The organism is Enterobacter sp. JBIWA005 (assembly GCF_019968805.1).
In the GTDB taxonomy this organism is placed as follows: Bacteria; Pseudomonadota; Gammaproteobacteria; order Enterobacterales; family Enterobacteriaceae; genus Enterobacter; species Enterobacter vonholyi.
Genome location: NZ_CP074159.1, coordinates 3,109,563 through 3,128,730 on the forward strand (window position 1 = coordinate 3,109,563; position 19,168 = coordinate 3,128,730).

Annotated in this window: 12 protein-coding genes and 1 pseudogene; 1 reads left to right on the forward strand and 12 read right to left on the reverse strand. The window is 54.8% G+C overall.

The window, feature by feature from the left end:
- Window positions 1–2 precede the first annotated feature (2 nt).
- From KGP22_RS14755 to KGP22_RS14800, 10 genes are all read right to left on the reverse strand, one after another.
- Window positions 3–1,067 carry a type VI secretion protein ImpA gene (locus KGP22_RS14755; RefSeq protein ID WP_223579796.1) on the reverse strand — a complete coding sequence of 355 codons (1,065 nt, stop codon included), beginning with the start codon at window positions 1,065–1,067 and terminating at the stop codon, window positions 3–5.
- Entirely contained in the window at window positions 1,067–2,524 is a 1,458-nt protein-coding gene (locus KGP22_RS14760) for a hypothetical protein (RefSeq protein WP_223579799.1), read from the reverse strand. Before KGP22_RS14760 ends, KGP22_RS14755 begins: the two co-directional genes overlap by 1 nt.
- A 2-nt stretch (window positions 2,525–2,526) precedes the next feature.
- A complete protein-coding gene (gene vgrG, locus KGP22_RS14765; RefSeq protein ID WP_223579802.1) occupies window positions 2,527–5,040 on the reverse strand; it encodes a type VI secretion system Vgr family protein in 2,514 nt (837 codons plus the stop codon).
- Window positions 5,041–5,044: 4 nt separating this feature from the next.
- Window positions 5,045–5,572 carry a type VI secretion system lipoprotein TssJ gene (tssJ, locus tag KGP22_RS14770; protein WP_223579805.1) on the reverse strand — a complete coding sequence of 176 codons (528 nt, stop codon included), beginning with the start codon at window positions 5,570–5,572 and terminating at the stop codon, window positions 5,045–5,047.
- A 76-nt stretch (window positions 5,573–5,648) separates the two neighbouring features.
- On the reverse strand, window positions 5,649–6,728 hold the full coding sequence (gene tssG, locus KGP22_RS14775) for a type VI secretion system baseplate subunit TssG (RefSeq protein ID WP_223579808.1): 1,080 nt from the start codon (window positions 6,726–6,728) through the stop codon (window positions 5,649–5,651).
- Window positions 6,692–8,461, reverse strand: coding sequence for a type VI secretion system baseplate subunit TssF (gene tssF / locus KGP22_RS14780; protein WP_223579811.1), 1,770 nt, complete (start codon window positions 8,459–8,461; stop codon window positions 6,692–6,694). Before tssF ends, tssG begins: the two co-directional genes overlap by 37 nt.
- Before the next feature lie 76 nt (window positions 8,462–8,537).
- Window positions 8,538–10,157, reverse strand: coding sequence for a type VI secretion system protein TssA (gene tssA / locus KGP22_RS14785; protein ID WP_223579814.1), 1,620 nt, complete (start codon window positions 10,155–10,157; stop codon window positions 8,538–8,540).
- The gene (locus tag KGP22_RS14790; protein WP_223579817.1) at window positions 10,158–13,529 is read right to left on the reverse strand and encodes an ImcF-related family protein; all 3,372 of its coding nucleotides are present in this window, start codon (window positions 13,527–13,529) and stop codon (window positions 10,158–10,160) included.
- A 26-nt stretch (window positions 13,530–13,555) separates the two neighbouring features.
- Window positions 13,556–14,716 (reverse strand): hypothetical protein, encoded by a 1,161-nt coding sequence (locus tag KGP22_RS14795; protein WP_223579820.1) that lies wholly within the window; start codon window positions 14,714–14,716, stop codon window positions 13,556–13,558.
- A 2-nt stretch (window positions 14,717–14,718) separates the two neighbouring features.
- Complete coding sequence (locus KGP22_RS14800; RefSeq protein ID WP_071704081.1) at window positions 14,719–14,976, reverse strand: PAAR domain-containing protein; 258 nt, start codon at window positions 14,974–14,976, stop codon at window positions 14,719–14,721.
- Window positions 14,977–15,105: 129 nt separating this feature from the next.
- Here KGP22_RS14800 and KGP22_RS14805 point away from each other — a divergent pair.
- Window positions 15,106–15,802 (forward strand): annotated as a pseudogene (locus KGP22_RS14805) (IS1 family transposase).
- Between the two features lie 253 nt (window positions 15,803–16,055).
- Here the strand turns inward: KGP22_RS14805 and KGP22_RS14810 are convergent.
- Both KGP22_RS14810 and KGP22_RS14815 read right to left on the reverse strand, forming a co-directional pair.
- Window positions 16,056–16,808: a hypothetical protein gene (locus KGP22_RS14810; RefSeq protein WP_223579823.1), complete on the reverse strand. Its 753-nt coding sequence runs from the start codon at window positions 16,806–16,808 to the stop codon at window positions 16,056–16,058.
- 21 nt (window positions 16,809–16,829) lie between these two features.
- Entirely contained in the window at window positions 16,830–19,157 is a 2,328-nt protein-coding gene (locus KGP22_RS14815) for a hypothetical protein (protein WP_223579826.1), read from the reverse strand.
- Window positions 19,158–19,168: the final 11 nt, after the last annotated feature.

Below are 19,168 nucleotides of genomic sequence, written 5' to 3' on the forward strand. Positions count from 1 at the left end.
GATCAATTTCCCTCATCAGGAGCTATGTCAAACACGCTGCCGCCATCATCCCTTTCCAGCAGTGACCAACGGGCACGGTGCTTCTGTCCATGCTTATCTTCAAACTCCGGCATAATCTGCCCGGCACGAGTTTGGGTGTACTGCGTCGTCCCGTTAAAAATGGCTGCCCAGCGGCCACTGAACGGTGCAAAAGCGCCGCTCCAGCAGGTAATACGTTCCCTCTCTTCCTGCAAAAGTTTCTTTTCACGCTGTGGCCAGTTATAAAGCTCTTCCGGTTTCCCCTCCGGAAAAAAACCACCCGGCGGCACATCGATATATTCACCTTCGATACGACGGATCAGTGTCCAACCTGTTTTGGCCCATTGAGACTTTTTCCAACTATACTTACTTTCTCCACTTCTGCTGACATAATTACCTCTCTCTAACCCCTGACGTGCTGATGCGGGTTGCCCATAATCAGCAGGAATAAATCTTGCTGGTGCGAAATCTATATCAGGTAGATAGATACCAGTTTGAGTTGGAATCTCACCTAATTCGATTCGAACTGACTGATCAAGCTCATATCGTGGAATCGAGTTTGGATTATCATCAAAGGTATAGACCCCCTCACCATCATAAGTTAAGTCGCCTTCACTCCAGGAACCTCTGATTGTCACAGATAGCCGCTTATCTAATTCTGCTGCACGACTTTCAATCTCAAATATTTTTGCTATCTCTTCTTCCGTCATCCAACCGTCCCAGCATTCGGTAATACCTTTGCGAATATCACTCATAGTATGACCGATGTTAAATGCTCTGATATCATTATGGGTACGCAAAATAAATGCTTCTGTATACCGCTCTCTGGCGGATCGAATATTTGGCATCACCCGATTCCCCCACACTATATCGGCCTGTTGCCAGAGAGGGAGTTTACGGCTGTTTAACGGCATCTCCCGCAGGTAGCGGGCAAACGCTGCTTCATGAGCGTCAATATAGGCAATAATTGCATCGCGAGTTGCGGCGTAATGTTCCGGAGAAATAAATTTCTCCAGCAGATAGCATTCCTGAGGATGTAATACAGCCATTATTTTTTATCCTTTGGTTCGTACCAGTTATGGGTATTTTCCAGTTTCGGCAACCCCAGATACGGATAAACAGGGTCATTAGTGGTATCACCATATCCCCAGCCTGTTTTCTGCCGTGGCCCGGTGTACTCTTTTTTCAGTTGTGACGGGTCAAGTACAATCTGCACGGCTCCACCTTCCAGTGAATATTCAGGAGCCTCACGATTAATTTGCGTACCCGCACGTCCCTCCCAGACCTTTAATGGCTGACCTGGTGGTATGGTATAGGTCACATATTCACCGTTTTCATTCCAACTCTTCCACACAGCAAAACGCCGCCGCCAGTCACTTTTGCTGGTTAATTTGTCGAACTCAGACTTACGCATCCAGCAGATATTGTTATCACTAGAGGAAGGGTCAACTACACGATAAAGAACTGTACCAGCGGGGATTTCAGCAGCCTGCATAGATTCGTCGAAAGTATCGTACTTACCTCTTAATGCCGGATTCTTGCTTGTTTCACTTATATCCGGCCACCCTCGGACAATATCAGCATTCTGATTGAATTTGGATAGAGCTTCATATTTGGGTTCCTTCGCCCCAACATCCACCCAATCTGGCTTCTCACGCTTGAAATACTCTACTTCTGCACCGGCTCGGGTCGCACCGTAGAAATGAGCGTTCTCCCCGACATGTGCACGAAACGCATTGTCACCTTCTACTCTCAGGCGATTCGCCAGATGTTCAAGAATATCACTCAGCGGCTTCAGCGCTTTTGCCAGCATAGCGTTTGCCTTACTGCGTACCGCAATCAGCGTTTCCCACAGAGCCGCGACCGGGCGTTGCAGGCTGGATGGCCCCCAATTGGTTACTGTATCGAACAGGCTACGCGTCACCTTCATCAGTTTGTCCATCACCTCTAGCAACGCAGAAGTACTGAGCATGCCTTTCAGTTCATCAATTTTGCTTGCCAGATAATGATAGGGATTGTAGATACGAAGCGTTCGTAACGTATTACGAACCGCAGGAGTATCCAGAAAACGGTTGAGCTGTGCGATACTCCCGTCCAGCAGGCGACTGTAGTTACCCGCCTTGCTCAGCTCGTTAAAATGGGCTTTGCGCACGGACAAGAACATCACTTTGGCACTCCCCTTGACCAGCGAGCCCAGCGTCGGGAAGCAACCGACCAGCGTCAGACCAAGGCACACCCACGGCCAGACCTCAGTATCATTTTCCTTTATCTTTTTGCAGTTGGCGATAAGGTCACGGACGTCGCAAATCTGATCCACCAGAGGGATCATTGAGATAACCGTTCCGGTAACGATCTGCCCGGTCGTCTGCTGTTCGTTAAAGTCGCCCTGAAGCGTTTCCCATAGCCACTCTCCGGATGCTTTGGCTTTATCTGCCAGTTCGTCATACCAGCTTTGTGGTGGGGACTGGTAGAAAGCCAGAGCGTGCTGAAGTTCCTGATCTATCATTTTTATCCCTCCCTGACTCTGGTTTTTTCCAGCAGTAAATCCCACGATGCCCAGGGCTTTTCCGACTCAGGCGGTGGAAGCTGGTAAGTCACGGTCGCTGACTCAAACGGCACATTTTTGTGCAGGGCATATCCCTGCTCATCCAGTACGCCAGCGAGTTCGCTGCCACCATCGAAATGAAGGGTATAGGGGGCTTTCGGGATAGCATCCTGCCCGTCAAAGAAGTTAAGCGCGAGGTCGTGTTCTCCCTTGCCGGGCAGATAAGGCAATTTTACCGTCTGCGACTCCCCACCTTCCGTATCCAGTCGGCTGGCTTTACGGGTATAAGTACCTGCCGTCTCGTACTTGATTTGCCCTTGTTCAATGAGAATGGAGCTTCCACCACCGACCAACCGGATCCGTTTTTTACCGGCCAACAGCATCTCTCTGGCGGAGATGAGGGTCAGCTTCTGCTCAGCACTCAGGTGCATCACCCCGTTCTGCGCCTGAAACTGCACCGGCCCCTGAGCCGAAATCAGGCTTAGCTTGCCGTCTTGGGCAAACATTCCCACGCTGTCGCCCGCCAGTCCGGTGATATGCCCCTGGGTCCCGATACTGATATCACCACCGGCATTCAGGGCAATATTTTCAGCAGCCGCCAGCTGCAGATGCTCTGCACTGGCAAAAGCCATCCCCTCAGGGGCTGAGAAGTGAAGCATCTCATTGAGAGTTTTCAGGCGTGTGGCGAACATCGCCTGTTGACTGGCAATGTCAGCTTCCAGGGCTTTTGCCTGGCGGGTCGCTATGGCGAGACTTTCGATTTGTGCGCGGACAGCCTCAATCTCCTGAAGCGCCACATCCATATCCAGCACATCACCTTCGCCATGCACTTTGCCGTCAGCGGTGATAAACAGCCCTTTTGTCACACGAATAACCCCGAACTCATCGGTGCGCAACTCAAACCCGGTGCCCCGTGGTTCGTTCTCTGCATCAACGATATGTCCCTGGTTAAGGGCGGTTGCTCCGAACGGGGTGCTGAGTGCGATATGTTCACTCTGCCGCAGGTCTTCCATCCGCAGCTCGTTCTGGCCTGCGGTGCGCAGGATATTCTGGCTGCGGTTATCGCGGGTGACCACGTCCGGATGTTCTGAGTCATGGAATGCATGGGCGATGTACGGGCGGTCCGGGTCGCCGCCGTCAAAGGCAATCCCCACTTCAGTGCCATTTATCAGCGGCGTGTGCCAGCCGTACGTTTCCCCGGCGTACGGCTTCGCCTGGCGTATCCACAGATAGTTATAACCGGGCTCTGCGTCTTCACGACTGAAGTCCAGCTTCACCCGGTAACGTCCCGTTTCGTCCAGATGGGCATACGGCGCATTCTTCTCGTCGCTCTCAACGCGGGCCGTCAGCGTGCCGGCGATCAGCGGGCGCGGCGCAGGTTCTGGTCTGAAGCAGAACTGCTCGCTGTAGGGCATGCCCCATACCGAAACGTGCAAGCGAGTGTCACGGGCGGCGCGGAAGGTGGTGAGCGTAATCACCATCCCTTCTTTCAGCTCCGGCACGCCACTGTCGCCGGTCTCCAGCACCATGCCCGGCGTCAGGTGGCTGGCGTTACTAAAGAGATGCAGGCGAATGGCATTATTAAGCGCATACTCATGCTGGATGCGGGCGTAAAACGCCCCGCTTTCGGTTTCCGGTTCAGAGTTCGTGTCATCCCCCGCTTCCCGATAGGGTGCTGCATAGCGATAGTGTTCGCCGGTCGTGGCGGCTTCATTTCTGACGCTTGCGGTCGCATCCATCGGTGTGCTGGCGGTGCGATAGTTGTAGTCCCGGGTGGCCACACTGCCTGTCACCGTGTGGTGCCACACTCTGGCATCCCACACCGCTTCGGCTGCGCCGTCATGCAGCGCTGAAGGCTCACGATACGGCAGGCGTACATCAAACTGATACTGCAGCTGGCTGTCGGCGAAGGTCACCGTATCAAGACCAGTGGTGGTGTTGACCCCGGTGCGGAACCAGATGCCGTCTTCGGCCAGTATTCGCTGAATAAACTGCAGGTCGGTCTCACGCCACTGGGTTATCAGTTCGCGGACCGGGTAAGTCCGTTCCAGCCGGAATTCAAAATCCGCTCCTTCCAGCCCGTGGCTGCGCAGGACCTGCTCCACCAGTTCCGGCACGGAGACATTCTGCCAGACCGCACAGCGGCGGGTGTGGTTGAGCAGCGCCAGACGCGAGGAAAGGGTCACGGCAAAATGCGTCTGGTCCACGGTCTCTTTGAGGACCTCAAAACCGGTGATGATGCCCTGCACCACCCGACCTGAGAGCATGCTGAGGGTGGCATACTTCAGCATCGCATCCTGTCGGCTGATATCTTTCTGTGGGGAGGTGAATTCAATGCGCCATTTAAACGGCGCATTCAGCGCCTCCCGCCCGTGAAAGCTCAGCACATCGGGCTTCAGGGGGCTGTCGTTAATCTCAAGACTGTAGCGGCTCTGACCGTCAAACAGCGCCAGCCAGTTATCGAGGGTGGTGTCCATCGGTTTACTCCTTCACCGGAACCAGGGTCAGCCCGGTGCTGTTGAGCTGGATAGCGCGCGGCTTGTCCGGGTCGAGGTCGTCGCGGCTCAGTACCAGCTTCCAGGTGTTGTTTTTGATATCCGGCCGATTAAACAGCCCCACCACCGCCACAAATTTCGCCTCTTCGCTCATCGGCATATTGAGCGTCACGCTGCCTTTGGGCATCACCAGCAGAGACTTGCTGGCGACAATGTCCTCTTTAAGGGTGTTATCCGCATCGCGCAGCAGTTTCTGGTAGTCGGCCGCATCCACCTTCTGGCGGTCCCGGAGCTGATAAACCTGCATCATGGTGGCCAGTGGTGTCTGCCCTTCATCGGCATTGGCAGCGGCACGTGGCTCGAAGTCCAGGTGCAGCACCTTTATTTTTTTGTAGAAAATGGCTCTGGTTGCGCTGACGGTGCCGTCCGACACGGCCTGAGTCAGGCCACATGCGGTCAACAGGGAACAGAGCAGCATCAGTGCGGCGCTGCGCGACAGGGAAGCGAAAGTCATTCGGGGAGTCCTTTTCAGCGTTCAGAAACAGGGGCGTGTTGAATGTGTCTGGTCCTGGGTATTGCGTTCCGGAATATCAGTCGAAACGGTAGCCACCGGACTCTGCCGGCTGCAGAGTCTCGCAGGTCAGTCCTTCACAGGTGCCCAGGCTCACGGTAAGGTGCGTGCGGGTCGCGGGTTTGCCCCGTTTCAGACCCAGCACACCGGTGCGCCCCAGCTGTACCCGGTTTGTCTTACCTAAACGGGGTTCAGGCAGACAGCTTACCGGTACCGTGAGGCGAAGGCGCACATCGGAGCGATAACCCATGTACACCCGCAGCAGCACCATCAGGTCGGTATGTATCTGGCCGCCGGGCAACCAGCCCTGTGCCTCCTGCGGATTGTCGGTCGCCAGCATCAGGAGGATACGGCTGCAGGCTTCTTTCCCGGTCCTGCCGAGCGTGGCCCGCTGTGACAACGACACGCGGTTGGCTTTGCCAAGACCGCTGCGACTCTCCACGGGGACTTTCACCGGGTCCGGGCTGATAACCATGGCCCGGGTCTCCGGGGCCAGCAGGCTCACCAGCTGGCGGATGCCTTCGGCATTTCGGGTTGGCAACCGCATGGTGCCAAGCAGCGCCAGGAAGCGGGAGACCGGCGTGGCAATCTGCTCCGCCGTACCCGGGATGCCAAGACCGACCAGTCCCAGCAGGCACTGAGATGTGTCATCCACGCCGCCGTCTTCGAAGGTGGCCGGGTAAGCGTATTTGCGCCAGATACGATAGTACTGGGTGTGAATACGGTGGCTGAAGATATCGAGAAACGCTGTGGTGGCTTCATACCCCTCCCGGCGCTGCGCAATATCATCGAGGTACGCCGTCGGTAGCGGGGAGTCCACCCCGTACATTCCGAGGAAAGTGGTCCGCACCGTCGGCGACAGGTCCGGGTGGTCCTCATCGGTTTCAACCGCCTTCAGTTCACTGACCGGGAAGCCCATTCCCGGCCACGGACGAAAACGCACCGGGTCGGCGGACAGTTTCTCGGTACTGCCCAGCTTCGGCGCGTCCGGGCTCTCCTGCTCCAGCAACTGACAGAAGCGGTAGAAATTAACCCGCCAGATGTCGTCGCGAAGCGCTTCTGTCAGCCCGGAACGTGCTGGCTGTGATTCTCTTTCCATCGCAGTCGTTTCCCTGTCGGTTGCAGGACCAGCGTGAGCTGATTAAAAAGGTGGACATCGGCATAAAGGGCAAAGAAGCGATGCAGCATCTCGCCAAACAGCGTGACGTCGCCCTCCCCGGCAAAGTTATCGGCATTAAGGGTGATTTCAATGTCCACCCCGCGCAGCATAAAGCCCTTTTCAAAGCGACGGATAAGCGTGTGCTTCACGGCAACAATCGCCTCCAGGCGTCGGCGGTTCATCTCATCGTCGGTCCAGTCATACAGCGCCAGCGTGCCGCGTAACACTTCCGGGTTATCCATCATGCTTAAGAAACTTGAACCCAGATGGCTCATCACCCGCCAGTGGAAGCGGTCATTTGCCGGTGGGTAAAGCGGCAAAGTCGGCACCTTCAGGTTCAGGACCCTGACCGGTACCTTGCCCGCTTTCACCACCCGGTCAAGCAGCGTGCTTTCCAGCGAGCGACGTGGCAACTGACCGTTGGTCCCGGTGATACGGATGGAGAGCGACTCCGGAGCCTGCGACAGTTGTTCCATCTCGAACGAGCGGCCGCCAAGGATAAGCCAGGTGTCATACAGTCCCGAGGGTCCACGCTTGACGCGGGTATGGAAGTAACGCTCCGGCGCGTCATGGCGCATCATACCGCCGCGGTGGCGGAAACTGGTGAACGGTACGTACGGATGTTTGCCGTTTTTCACCGCACCGTGAATGGAATCCACACTGTAGATTTCCGTATGACCGTCCTGCACGCGCATCGGCCGCAGCAGGTATTCGTTCTGCAGCGGGTCGGGGGTCAGCGGGTCCGCTTCCAGTGAGAACAGGTTAATGACCGGCGCACAGTGCAGGCGGAAATTATCGGTCTCAAACGGCATGTCTGACGGCCAGCCGCCATCGAGCACGATATCGGTCTCAAACCAGGTGGTTTTCTGACTCAGCCCGGCAAGCTCCAGCCCCCTGAGCTCCACGAACATAAACTTCTCGCGGAAGCTGAAATACTCCAGCAGCAGCTGGTAGCCACTGAACGCTGAGTCCCCTTTAGGCCACAGCCGGTCGGTATCATCAAAGCCCATGGGTTTACACCAGCCGTCAAAACGCACCCGCTCGGTACGGGTCTCACTGTGGCGGACATACATCGCCTGAACCCGGCGCGTCAGCGCCAGATGCAGGGCCGAGGCCACCGGGCTGTCGGCATCGAGGTATATGGCCACCTTATCAATCCCGGCTTTCGACCAGTCCACCTTATCCGGACACTCAAAGCGCAGCCTGATGGCGGCACGACCGTCCGGCTCGGTCTGCAGGCGGGCCTCACTCAGATGCAACGGCTGCAGGGGCACTTCGCGGGTGGTGCGGTACTGGCACACTGTGTTATCGGGTCCAACAGGGCGCGACAGCACGGAGAAGCCGTTTTCCAGCACTTCCATCTTACGCAGCTGACGCCAGTCCGGCGTGAACGCCACCACGGAGAGTGACGGGATAGTCCGCATGTAATGCGGCCACAGCAGGCTCACCAGCCCTTCTGTCAGTTCCGGCAGGTCATCATCAAGCTTTTCACGCAGGCGTCCCATCAGGAAGGCGAAACCCTCGAACAGGCGCTCTACATACGGGTCACGGGCCCCACTTTTATCCAGGTTGAGCATAGCCGCGCGGTCTGGATGAGCACGGGCAAACTCTTTACCTGCTTCACGCAGGTAGCGCATTTCAGCTTCATAGTAGCGCAGGGTTAAATCATCCATGGACGGACTTCCTGAGTGTAGAAATCAACAAAAAGAAAAGAGACGGCATCGTTACAATGTCACGTAAATGCAGAACCTACCCACACAGCACCATCGCACGCGCCGGGTCGAGAGCAATAAGCCCGGCCAGCAGCGCGTCCATTTCAGGGGCAAAACGGGTTTTGTCGCTCTCGCTGCGCCCGGCTTTCATGCGCAGCAGACGAAGTCGGCGGGCCTGAACGTCAAACAACAGCCCTGGTTCCCACTCGCTGAGTGTCAGCTGTGGGGCGCTGTCGGTAAGTTCCCCCAGCAAATGGAGCGCGAGTTCATTACGCCCGTACTGCTCAGCAACCTTTGCCATCAACAAGCGGAGCAGCCAGCGGCTGCGGGGTGAGGCCATGTCCGGGCGACTCTGCAGCCAGCTCAGCGCAGCCTCCGGGCCCTCAGTGTCGCCCTTCGCCATCGCCTCCGTTTCCAGTGCCAGAATATCTTCCGCCTGTGCCGCAGTGGCCACTGCCGGCTCGTCACTGAAGCCGGACATGTCATCGTTGACCTTTTCGGCGATCCAGCTCAGCGTCACCTCATCAGCAAGTGGCGTACCGTCATTCCAGGCGAGTGTTTCCAGACCCGGCAGGCGTTTGAGCAACAGCTTCAGGTCGCTCAGAATATAGTCTGCCCATTGGTCCCAGGGGGTTCCGGCACGGCTCAGCCCCTGCCACAGATACCACTGTAAATCGAGCCAGAAGCGGTTACCGCCTTCGGTGAACATCACGTCCACCTGCTCCACCAGTTCAGTCCAGCTCTGCTGCAGGTACAGGCGTTTAAGCTGGGCGCGGTAGTCAGTCTTTGGCGGCAGCAGGCGCGTCCGCCCGGCTGCATCAAGCGCCGGAAGTTGCGTCACAAGGTCCCAGCGGGCGGCTTTCATCATCCGGTGGGCCGCCAGCCAGCCCTGTGGCTGTTCCACCACCCAACCAGACAATACGCGCAACTGGCGAACCAGCTCCACTTCCGATTTAACGGCCGCGGTTTCCGGTACAGCAGTGCCTGACGTCGGTGTGCTGTGGGTACTTTCACCTGAGCCGTCCGGTCCTGATGAAGCCACCGGTGTATCCAGCCCGCCGCTACCGGCAAGGCGGGTTTCCAGCCTGCGCAGCAAACCGGCAAAGTCAGGGCATTCCGCCTCCGGCAGCTGTTTCAGGGCCGTTTCCAGCAAACACAGCGCGGCTGCTGTTCTGGCGGTCTCTTCACGCGTCACATCCGGCCAGCGCGAGAATGTATCGAGCACTTTCTCACTGTTCAGCCAGTCGAGTGCGGCCAGTCTTGCGGTGCTGCGCTGTGGGTGGCAGTGCCGCCCCGCCTGCTCCAGCATGGCTGCCAGCAGCAGGATGCCATCCGTCAGCCCGGCATCGCCATCACGCTGCAGACGGGCAAAGGCATACCAGGTGACCACACGGATATCACGGGCCTGGTGGGTCAGAATACTTTCCGCCAGGCGGCAAAGCGTATCGGTATCAATACCGGAAAGCTTGTTGATCTCCTCGCGCATCAGCTGGAAATCATCCTCATAGGTCGGGTCATCCCCGGCTCCATTACCCGTCGGGAGTGGTGTCAGCCACGGCGACCACAGAGAGAGGCTTTCCCGGCTCTTAGCGAGCAGTGCGGTACGCTGGACCGCATCCGGAAGACACAGGGTCAGGAGCGTTTCTGCAGTCGCCATTTATTCGTCTCCTGCAAGGGTGAGTGAGCCGTCAGTCGCGCCCACGGAAAAAATAGTCTGTGGCAGACTGAAGCCCTGCAGTTCGAGCAGCGCCAGTGGCCCGTTGCTAAGCTCACTGCGCATGATGAATTTCAGCGGATTGCCGTCCGGCGTGATCCACACCAGTTGGGTACGGCTGCTGTCGAGCGGGGTGATAAGCGCCTTATCCAGCAGACGGATAAAGCCCCAGTTTCCCTGATTACTGGCATACAGGCGCATTTCTGTATTGACTGAGCGCCAGCTCAGATCCGCACCGGGATAATACGTATTGCCCGGCCAGGTGAAGCTCTGCCAGCTTTCCATCTGGTTGAAGTAATCCAGTTTCTGACCATCGATCGTCAGCTGGGTGCGGGCCACATCGCGTGACGGTCGGGCCATCAGTTCGAAATGAACCCCTGCATCGCCCTGGGCAAAGACGATATCCGAGATATCGGCAAGCTTGTTGATGGCGGCAAGAAACGCCGGGCTGATGCTCATTCCCTGACTGGCAGCCGGATCCACCACCCAGTGACTGCCTTCCTGATGCAGCATGCCGCCGAGGTTGGTTTTGATAAACGCGGCGATACGCCCGGAGTCACTGCGCAGGAACTGGGCCAGCAGTGGCAGTGAGGCATCGCTGCCGGTGGCCTTAAACGGATAGCGTCCGGCAAAGGCGGTGTTCCACTGCGAAACAATGGTGCTCTGCCAGCGGGCATTGAGGCTGCCTGCCGCCGGAGCCAGCACCTGACGCCAGGCCAGGTCGAGCGGCTGCACAAACAGCGCCTGCCCGAAACCGTTCCACTCCTGCCCGAGACTTGCCGCTACCAGAGAGCCGTAGTCACGGGCGTCAGTCAGATCGATGGCTTTTCCCTGGAAGACGGTCTGAGCCAGCATCTGCGCCATCGCCTGCGGATCAGGGGCGCTGGTCACCTGCTGCAGCTTGAGACGCACCTGGGTTACACGGGCAAGCCAGGACTGGAAGCTGAGGTTACCGTTTGAGCCGGTACCGTCCTTGCCGGCCATCAGCCCCGTGAGCGGACCAAAGACGCCATCCAGCGGCCCTTTCGGCCCCTGCGCCTGTTCAATAAACTGTTTTGCACTCTTCTGACGCCCCACCAGTTTTTTCGCCGAGTCCACCAGGGTGTCAGCCAGAGCCTCTCCTTTTGTCCCGGTCTGTCCCTGCCAGGCAAGCGTATTCATCAGTGCCACCAGAGGCGACTGACGCACATCTGCCAGCAGGTTCAGCTGCGCAATGGCCTCCGAAAGCGATGACGCTTCGTGCCACTGAATGCTGTTGGCCATGTTGAGCCAGGCGTTGCCAAAGTCAGTGAAGTAACGCTCAGTCAGGCGCTGTTTCAGCGCTTCCGGTGACACATCACTGCCCGGCTGATGGGTTTTGTCGGTCAGCACCCAGTCGATTTCATCGCGGCGGGTCTTCACCACTTCATCAATCGCATCTTCAACCTGCTCTTCCCACGCCTGACGTGTAAACATCCCCGGCACCACTTCTTCAGAAGAAAACAGGGTTGACGCGTCCGTGTCGCCGGTCATATCCGCCAGGGTTAAATCCGGCCAGTTTCGGGCAATGCGCCCGAGCATCTCCTGGTACAGACCGGATTCGGCGTTACGCTGCCCAATTTGTTTGAGCAAAATCTGGCGCACCGTACCCACCAGTTCGCGGTCAGGGGTAATTTTCCACTCCGGGTGTGCCGGCAGGTTCTGCGCCCAGAAGCCGAGCAGCTTCGGCGCCTGGGTCTGCCACACGCTGTCCGGCACGCCGCTGCGGTGCGGCCAGGCCTTCAGCATATTTCCCGCCAGCCACTCCGCATCCGCTTTGTCTGGACGGGCCAGCATCAGGTAGCCTTTAAGCAGGCCGTAGGTCTTCTGGGTGGCTGACGTTCGTGCGGTGCTTGCCGGTGGCAACTGCACAAAAGCGTTAAGCTGGCGGTGAAGTTCGTCAGCCAGCGCATCGCGCATCAGCTGCTGGTTGTTACGGGCGTATAATGGCCAGAGCATCTTCAGCGTGTCGCTGTCCTGGTTCAGGCCAAAGCGGGTGTACCACGGCGCACCGTGCACTTCGCGGTTCTGCAGGCGGGCAATGGTCTGCTGCAGTGCTAACTGGTTACGCAGGCGCTCCGGCAGAGGCTGTTTAGTGTCAGCGGCAACCCGGGCCGTATCCTGGGCCAGCCAGATTTGGGTGCGGTTGACGGACAGGGACAGTAGCGTACCCGCCCCCCAGAGCAGTACCAGACTGAGCAGCACCAGGCGCAGCACCTTTTGCCAGTGGAAACCGATTTTACGGGCATGCACCTGCAGGCTGTCGTTTTCGAGCGCCTGCCAGACCGGTGGTGAAAGGCGCGCATGCGGCACCGTTTCGGTCCCTGGCAATGCCGGACTGAACATCACACCACGCAGGCGGTATGGGGCTGGCCCTGACATCAGCGTGGTCAGCAGCGGGATCAGGGAGCGTCGCAACGAGCCGCGCAGGGCTTTCGACAGGCTCAACAGCCAGTGGTGCTGAGAGTTCTCCAGCAGCGCCGACACGCCTGGGGTTTGCAGGCCCGACGAGAGTGAGGTCAATGTCGAACGGACCTCTTCCGTTGTCGCACCTGGACCAAACAGCGCGCCGGCTGGAGGTACACCCACTCCGTCCTGGTCCCAGTAGCCTTCCCGGACAAGCCACAGCCAGACCGGCAGCTGCCAGCCCAACTGAGTATCGGTTTTCTGACGTACACGCACCAGCGTGTCCTGCTTCGCCGTATCGGGCAGTGCAGCCGCGTTCATCACCTGCACCACGCCATCCAGTGGACGCTGTGGTCGCACTGCTTTCAGCACGGACAGGAACTCATCATCCGGCACGCTTTCTGCAAGACCGCCGTAAATAAGCACAATACCGTCACTTTCCTGCCAGCGATCGCCCTTAAGACCCGGCACCACCTTTTCGATATCACTGTCGGTACCCTGTACCAGCAACAGGCGAACTTTGGCTTTCCAGCGACGACGGTAGCGCAGGCGCAGATGATCGACCAGCGCCTCAGCCACAAACCGGGAGGTGTCCGCATCGGTATGCTTTGCTTCAGGCTGGGATGCAGCAGCCTGCTGTCCGGCGGCGACCACATCCAGCTTTCCCTGTTTCTCACCGTTCTTAGCGAATACGGTTTCAAGCACCCAGCCGATAATCAATGCTGCCAGCATCAGCAGCAGGCTGATTATCACTATGCCGGTCGTACTGAATGGCCCTATATTGAAGGTGTCCTTAACCCACTCCGGCCATAACAAGAGTGCGCCGCCAATGAGGCAGACAGACAGTGCGCCCAGAAGCAGCGCAAGCAGAAAAGTGGATGCGATTTTCATAACGGAGGAGAGCAATCCCTTGAGAGTTATTCCGGGGTGACAATACAGAGTTGTCGGTTTTCTTCTGAAAGTTCGGTGACAATTAGCTGGGCTTCGCTGTCGCTCAAACACTGACGGGCTGCCAGCTGTAACGCCTGCCAGGGAGCGGCAACGCCCGCAAACCCGACAACCGTATCAATATGGGTAATTTTATCGGCTTTAAGCCCCGGGGCATGAGCCTCCCGGGCCTTGCTGAAAATATCGCCGGAGGCCATCTGGCCGCCGCTGGTCCATGCCTGTTTCAGTGCATTTTTTTCCAGTCCTGACCACATCATGACTCGCTCAAATGCCCGATCGAGATTGCCGTCGCGGCACATCTGTGGCCGGTGAACTTTGACCGACACGTCCGGAATATCCTTCAGGCGGCAGTTGGTCAGCAGTAACACGGAAATGGCCTCGCCACTGTCCTCTGGCGGGTGTTCGTAAAGCTGAGCGCTGACCAGCAGTAACGCAGCAGCACGGTCATAATGGCAGTCCAGCCAGTAGTCCAGGATTTCCAGCCCCGTCAGGTCGCGAATGCGTACCAGCGGATGGGACATGCTTTTTTGCAGGAGCGATGGCAGTGTCGAAAACTGTTCACCGGTATCCACCGCCAGATAGCAGGTCAGCGTTGACGGGAGCAACGACACCAGATTCTGGACGTGGGCGATTACCTCCTGAAAATAGTGCGCTTCCCGGTCAGCCATTTCCCCGGCGACCGACAGCGCCCGGTGACGAACCGGATTGCCACCATTAACGGGCTCACAGGGCATCATCAGGGGCTTTTTGGCTAACACGGCCTCGTGTGTCATCGGGCTGGAAGACCCCAGCCCGTTAATCAGGACTTCACCGATAAGCCAGGCAAAGCGCTGACCACGCGCAACGTCTGAGCGGTACCGGGCGGCGGTTGTGGCGTTTTTTCTCTCACAACGGGCATAAAGGAGCACGTAGCCAAAATAGCGCCCGACAATCAAAAGGCCCCACAACACGACAGGCAATCCTGTTGCCAGCCCCCAGAAAGCGGCACCTGAGCGCTCGCCCTTCCAGAACAGGAATGTGGTCGCAGCCCCTGCCAACAACATCACAATGCCCAGGAGGAGCCAGCGTTTAAAACGCGGACGGGGCGGCAGTTTTTCCTGCGCGGGAATGCGCTCAAGTTCAACCGGCACGTTTACCCCACCAGAGCATTGGGCAGTGAGCTGATAAGCGTGCAGCCGCAACCACACTTGTGGCCATGGAATGCCACAGGAACTCCGCGATCGCGATAATTTGGGTTACCTTCGACAATAGTGGTATCACCATGCTCAGGGCAGGAAACTCGATCACCTTTACGGGCCACGCCGATATCGCCAAAGAACATGGTTGTTGAGCAAGACAACACCGCTCCACCGTGTGTGGTTTTGTCGCCGAGGCGGATTATTCCTTGCATATTCATCCTTTAGTTAATAATTGCTGTTAGTAGTAACACAATCACGATGATCACCAACATCAATCTGAGGTCAAGTATTCAATGTGTTGATTGTAGTGTAAAATCCCCTATTTTGGATGTGGGGATAGAATGGCTAAAGTTGATATACGGTGTCCGTTTTGTGAACAGAAAAAGCCTGTGAAGAAACACGGTTATGGCAAAAGTGGTCATCAGCGTTACCGTTGTCAGGCCTGCAAACGCACCTTCCAGCTCGATTATGCCTATCGCGCCTGCCAGCCTGGAATGAAAGCTCAAATCGTTGACCTGGCGATGAATAATGCCGGTATTCGCGACACTGCGCGGGCGTTACATATCAGTATCAATGCCGTCGTGCGCACGTTAAAAAACTCTCGCCCCGGAATGTAACCACGCTGCCACTGGATAACCTGCAAATTCAACTGATTTGCGAGGTGGATGAGATGTGGTCATTTATCGGCAACAAGAAACGACAGCGCTGGTTGTGGTACGCATGGGAGCCACGTTTGAAGCGGATTATCGCTCATGTTTTTGGTCCTCGAAGCAAGAAAACGCTATGTAAAACGTTGAAACTGCTCTCGGGTTTTAATGTAGCCTTTTGGTGCACTGATGGCTACAGGGCTTACAACGACGAACTTCCACAAGCAAAACATATTGTTGGCAAGCTGTATACACAGCGTATTGAGCGTGAAAATCTGACGTTGCGTAACCGACTGAAACGCCTCAATCGTAAGACGCTGGGGTATTCAAAATCATCCGAATGCACGACAGGATCATCGGCACTTTCATCGAACGCGAGTATTACGTTTGAGGCAGTATCAACTCATTGAATACATGACCGAAATTTTTTAATGATATCTCTGTTAACACCATTACCAATATGCAATGCATTCTCTCTAATAAACTTTGTTAACGCATTAAAAACTTCTTGTGAATTGCAATCAAAGCCTTTCGCAAAGGAATGTCCAGAAAAGAATAACAGAAAGAATACACATGCCATTTTTCTTAGCATCTACAGCCTCTATAAAAAATTGTCATTACCATTAAAAATTGACGACTTACTCTTATCGCTCAGTAACAACATCGTAACGTGAGGCCTGCGTATTGAGTTTATAATTAACACTCACGTCAGGCCCAGTACTGTAACAATTAAATCGAATTTGAGAGCCATCGCTTTCTATATTTTGAAAGATAGATGTCATATACGAACCAAATTCACAACCATTCATCTGCGGGTTAATGACCTGTATTAACTTACCACTTTTCTTATCAATAACATTTACTTTGTTAATTACAATACCATCCGCACTCGCTTCATAAAGACCAATGAAACTATGTTGTTTAGTCTGCCCCCAAAATGGAATATCCAATATCTTAGCTCTTCCATTTATAACACCATCACTAACTTGAACCGTCTCCTTTAAATCTACTTTTAAAGCTGACCGTTCATTATGCCACTCACCAAGAAAACCAGTTGGGTTCCGTGTTAGATTGAAAGGGCATTTTGAAATGTCAACCCCCTCTCCTTGAACAATATATTTTTCGAAACTTTCATCGCTGACAGCCTCACATAATACAATTGAACTTGATTCGTTTACGCCATATAGAGGAATGGGTGACCTGTGGTTATCGTAATAGTAACTCCCCTCTACATTTACCTTTCCCCCAAAGTCATAAAACTGAAGAGACAAATGCACGGGATATTTCCCGATATAACCTTCATAATTTCTTACGACATATGGCATGTATGCAGCTTGAATTGAAGCACTCAGGAATAGTGTACAAAAACAAAAAGCAACTTTAATTTTAGTCATCATTCCACCTCGATTTTGAATCAATTAAAACGCATCAGCAAAGACATTAGTTGATTTGATTTTTTCAAAATGTCCACGTCGTTTTTCATAGCTAGTTGTATGAAGATTCACTTTTGCCGTGATTTTATCTACTACTGATCCCGTATCACCCTGATCAGCAAGTTCATAAAGTTTTTCACGAAGCCAGAAGTAAACAGCAGAGCGTACGCAATAGGTCCCTTTCTCAAGTAGGGATGGATTATTAATAAAATCAACATCAGTACCCCAGTTCTTTTTATAATAATCGGAAAACCCTTGGTAATTTACTTTTCCTGTTAGATGAATACCACCTCTACCTCGATATGTACTTCCATCACCTGACGAAACATTTCCATTCCCTAATCTGTTAGCATAAACTCTATCAGCAATAGCAATCTCATTTGCATGTTTCGTGATTTTTCCATTAACTTTAGTATATGAGTATTCCTTTGCTTCAACAGGATGAGTTCTAAAATAACTAAAATTAGCCTTCAATCCCTCTTCGCTGTAATTAAGACCCTCGACAGGACTTGCAGCACTGCCCATCTCCTCTCTTAACTGAGCAAAAAAGTGGTTAACTCTCAAAATGGTATCCAATTTATATTCACTTGCATGAGTATTAATCTCATCCGCAATTTCCTGAAGGAATGAGGACTTCGTAGGTGATTTTAAGCCATTGAATACTTTATAAAGCATATCCACTGTTATATGAATAGTACGTTTATCTGCAATGGCGTTCAAAAAAATCACCGGATGCATATGCCAGACAGGCTCACCACTGCTGAATTCGTCCACCTTGCTCATCCATTCCATGTCGTCAAACCACTTTCTGACATAGCTGATACACAGCGGATCCAGCTGCTTTAAAAATGTTCTCCACCGGTGATGGCTGCTGCCGCCAAACCACTCACTGTCGTGCTTCACCACCATTCGCGCCGCAATATCCCTGACATCCAGCTCCGCGTAATTCACCGCGTGACGCAATTCTTCGCCTGACAGGTCACCACTGTTATCGCTGTCCATTTTCCGCAGCAGGGCTTTGTAGTAGTCAGAGACCTGTTTTTCCCGGATACCACGCTCAGGGCGTACCCACTCCGCCATTCTGGTGAACCCGTCCTTGATCCACCCCTCACGCAGGGATTTCGTCATATCGGATGTGGACGGCTCTTCAAATGCTTTAAAGCCCAGTTTATCCAGGTCGTACTGGCCGATATCCGCATCGACATCGTTTTCGCTTACCCAGGCCCCGTCCCCGATATCAAACCAGCGCTTGCCGCTGCTGTCAGTGAACGGAGGGCATTTGTCCTGCGGCATAATTTTGTGAATATCTTTCTTCACCTTACCTTCAGTTTTGGTGAAGGTATCCCCGGAACGGGCATAGACAGAACTCTCCGGGTGGATATGAACAAATTTCGGGCCACTCTTCACCTGTGCCTTATTGCTCAGAAAATCGACCATCCGGCTGTCGGTGCTGATTACTTCAATGTGTGCGAACGCACTTTTCTCCACACCGTGTAAGTCGCAGGGGGCAATGTCTTCCGCAAGGTAACCCACCGCATCGCCTGCTGCCACCTCCAGTTTAGTTGCTGGTTTAACGACGGTATTAAATGTGCCCTGTGCTACAGCCTGCTGCATCCAGGCCGGCAGGTGCGCCCTCTGTTTACCGGCAGGTGTCATATATTGCGGGTCAAGCGACACCCAGAACGCCCCGCCGGTCATTTCGGATTTGCTGTTGAGCATCCGGGCAAGCCCGAACGTCTGCGCCTGCCCCTTCAGATCGAAGGTGATCTCACGCAGCACAATGACGCTGTCGCCCGTTTTGAGCTTATTCTTCGCAACCGGAGCCTTATCTCCGTCTTTTTCTTTGCCGGTATATTCACGCTGACTCAGCCCGTCCCCCTTATCAGTAACCTGATACAGCTTGTTCTCCGGAAAGGCAGACAGCGGAGCAAGCCCGATATACAGCGAGTAAAAATCGAGGCTGTTGTCCTTTTTTTCGGGATCGGGGGTACAGGTAGATTTGACCAGCACAAACGTACTGGAATACTGCAACGGGTTATTGATGTATTTACCGGTCAGATAGTCCTGATTAATGCGCCAGGCCACCACTTCGCCGCCCGCCATAAACTGAAGCGGCACCGCCGTGTCTGCCGTCTCGTTTGTCAGCACAGAACCCGGGGCACTCTTACTGGTGATGTGGATCCCGCCGTGCCACATGTTATTCGTTCCGGCCAGCCAGGAGCCGTGTGGCTCCTGGCAGAGCGGCTGCATCATGTCATCCAGGGTGGCGTATTGTTCACCATTCGCTTTTCGGGCAGGAAAACAGATTTTCATTCCGGTTATCC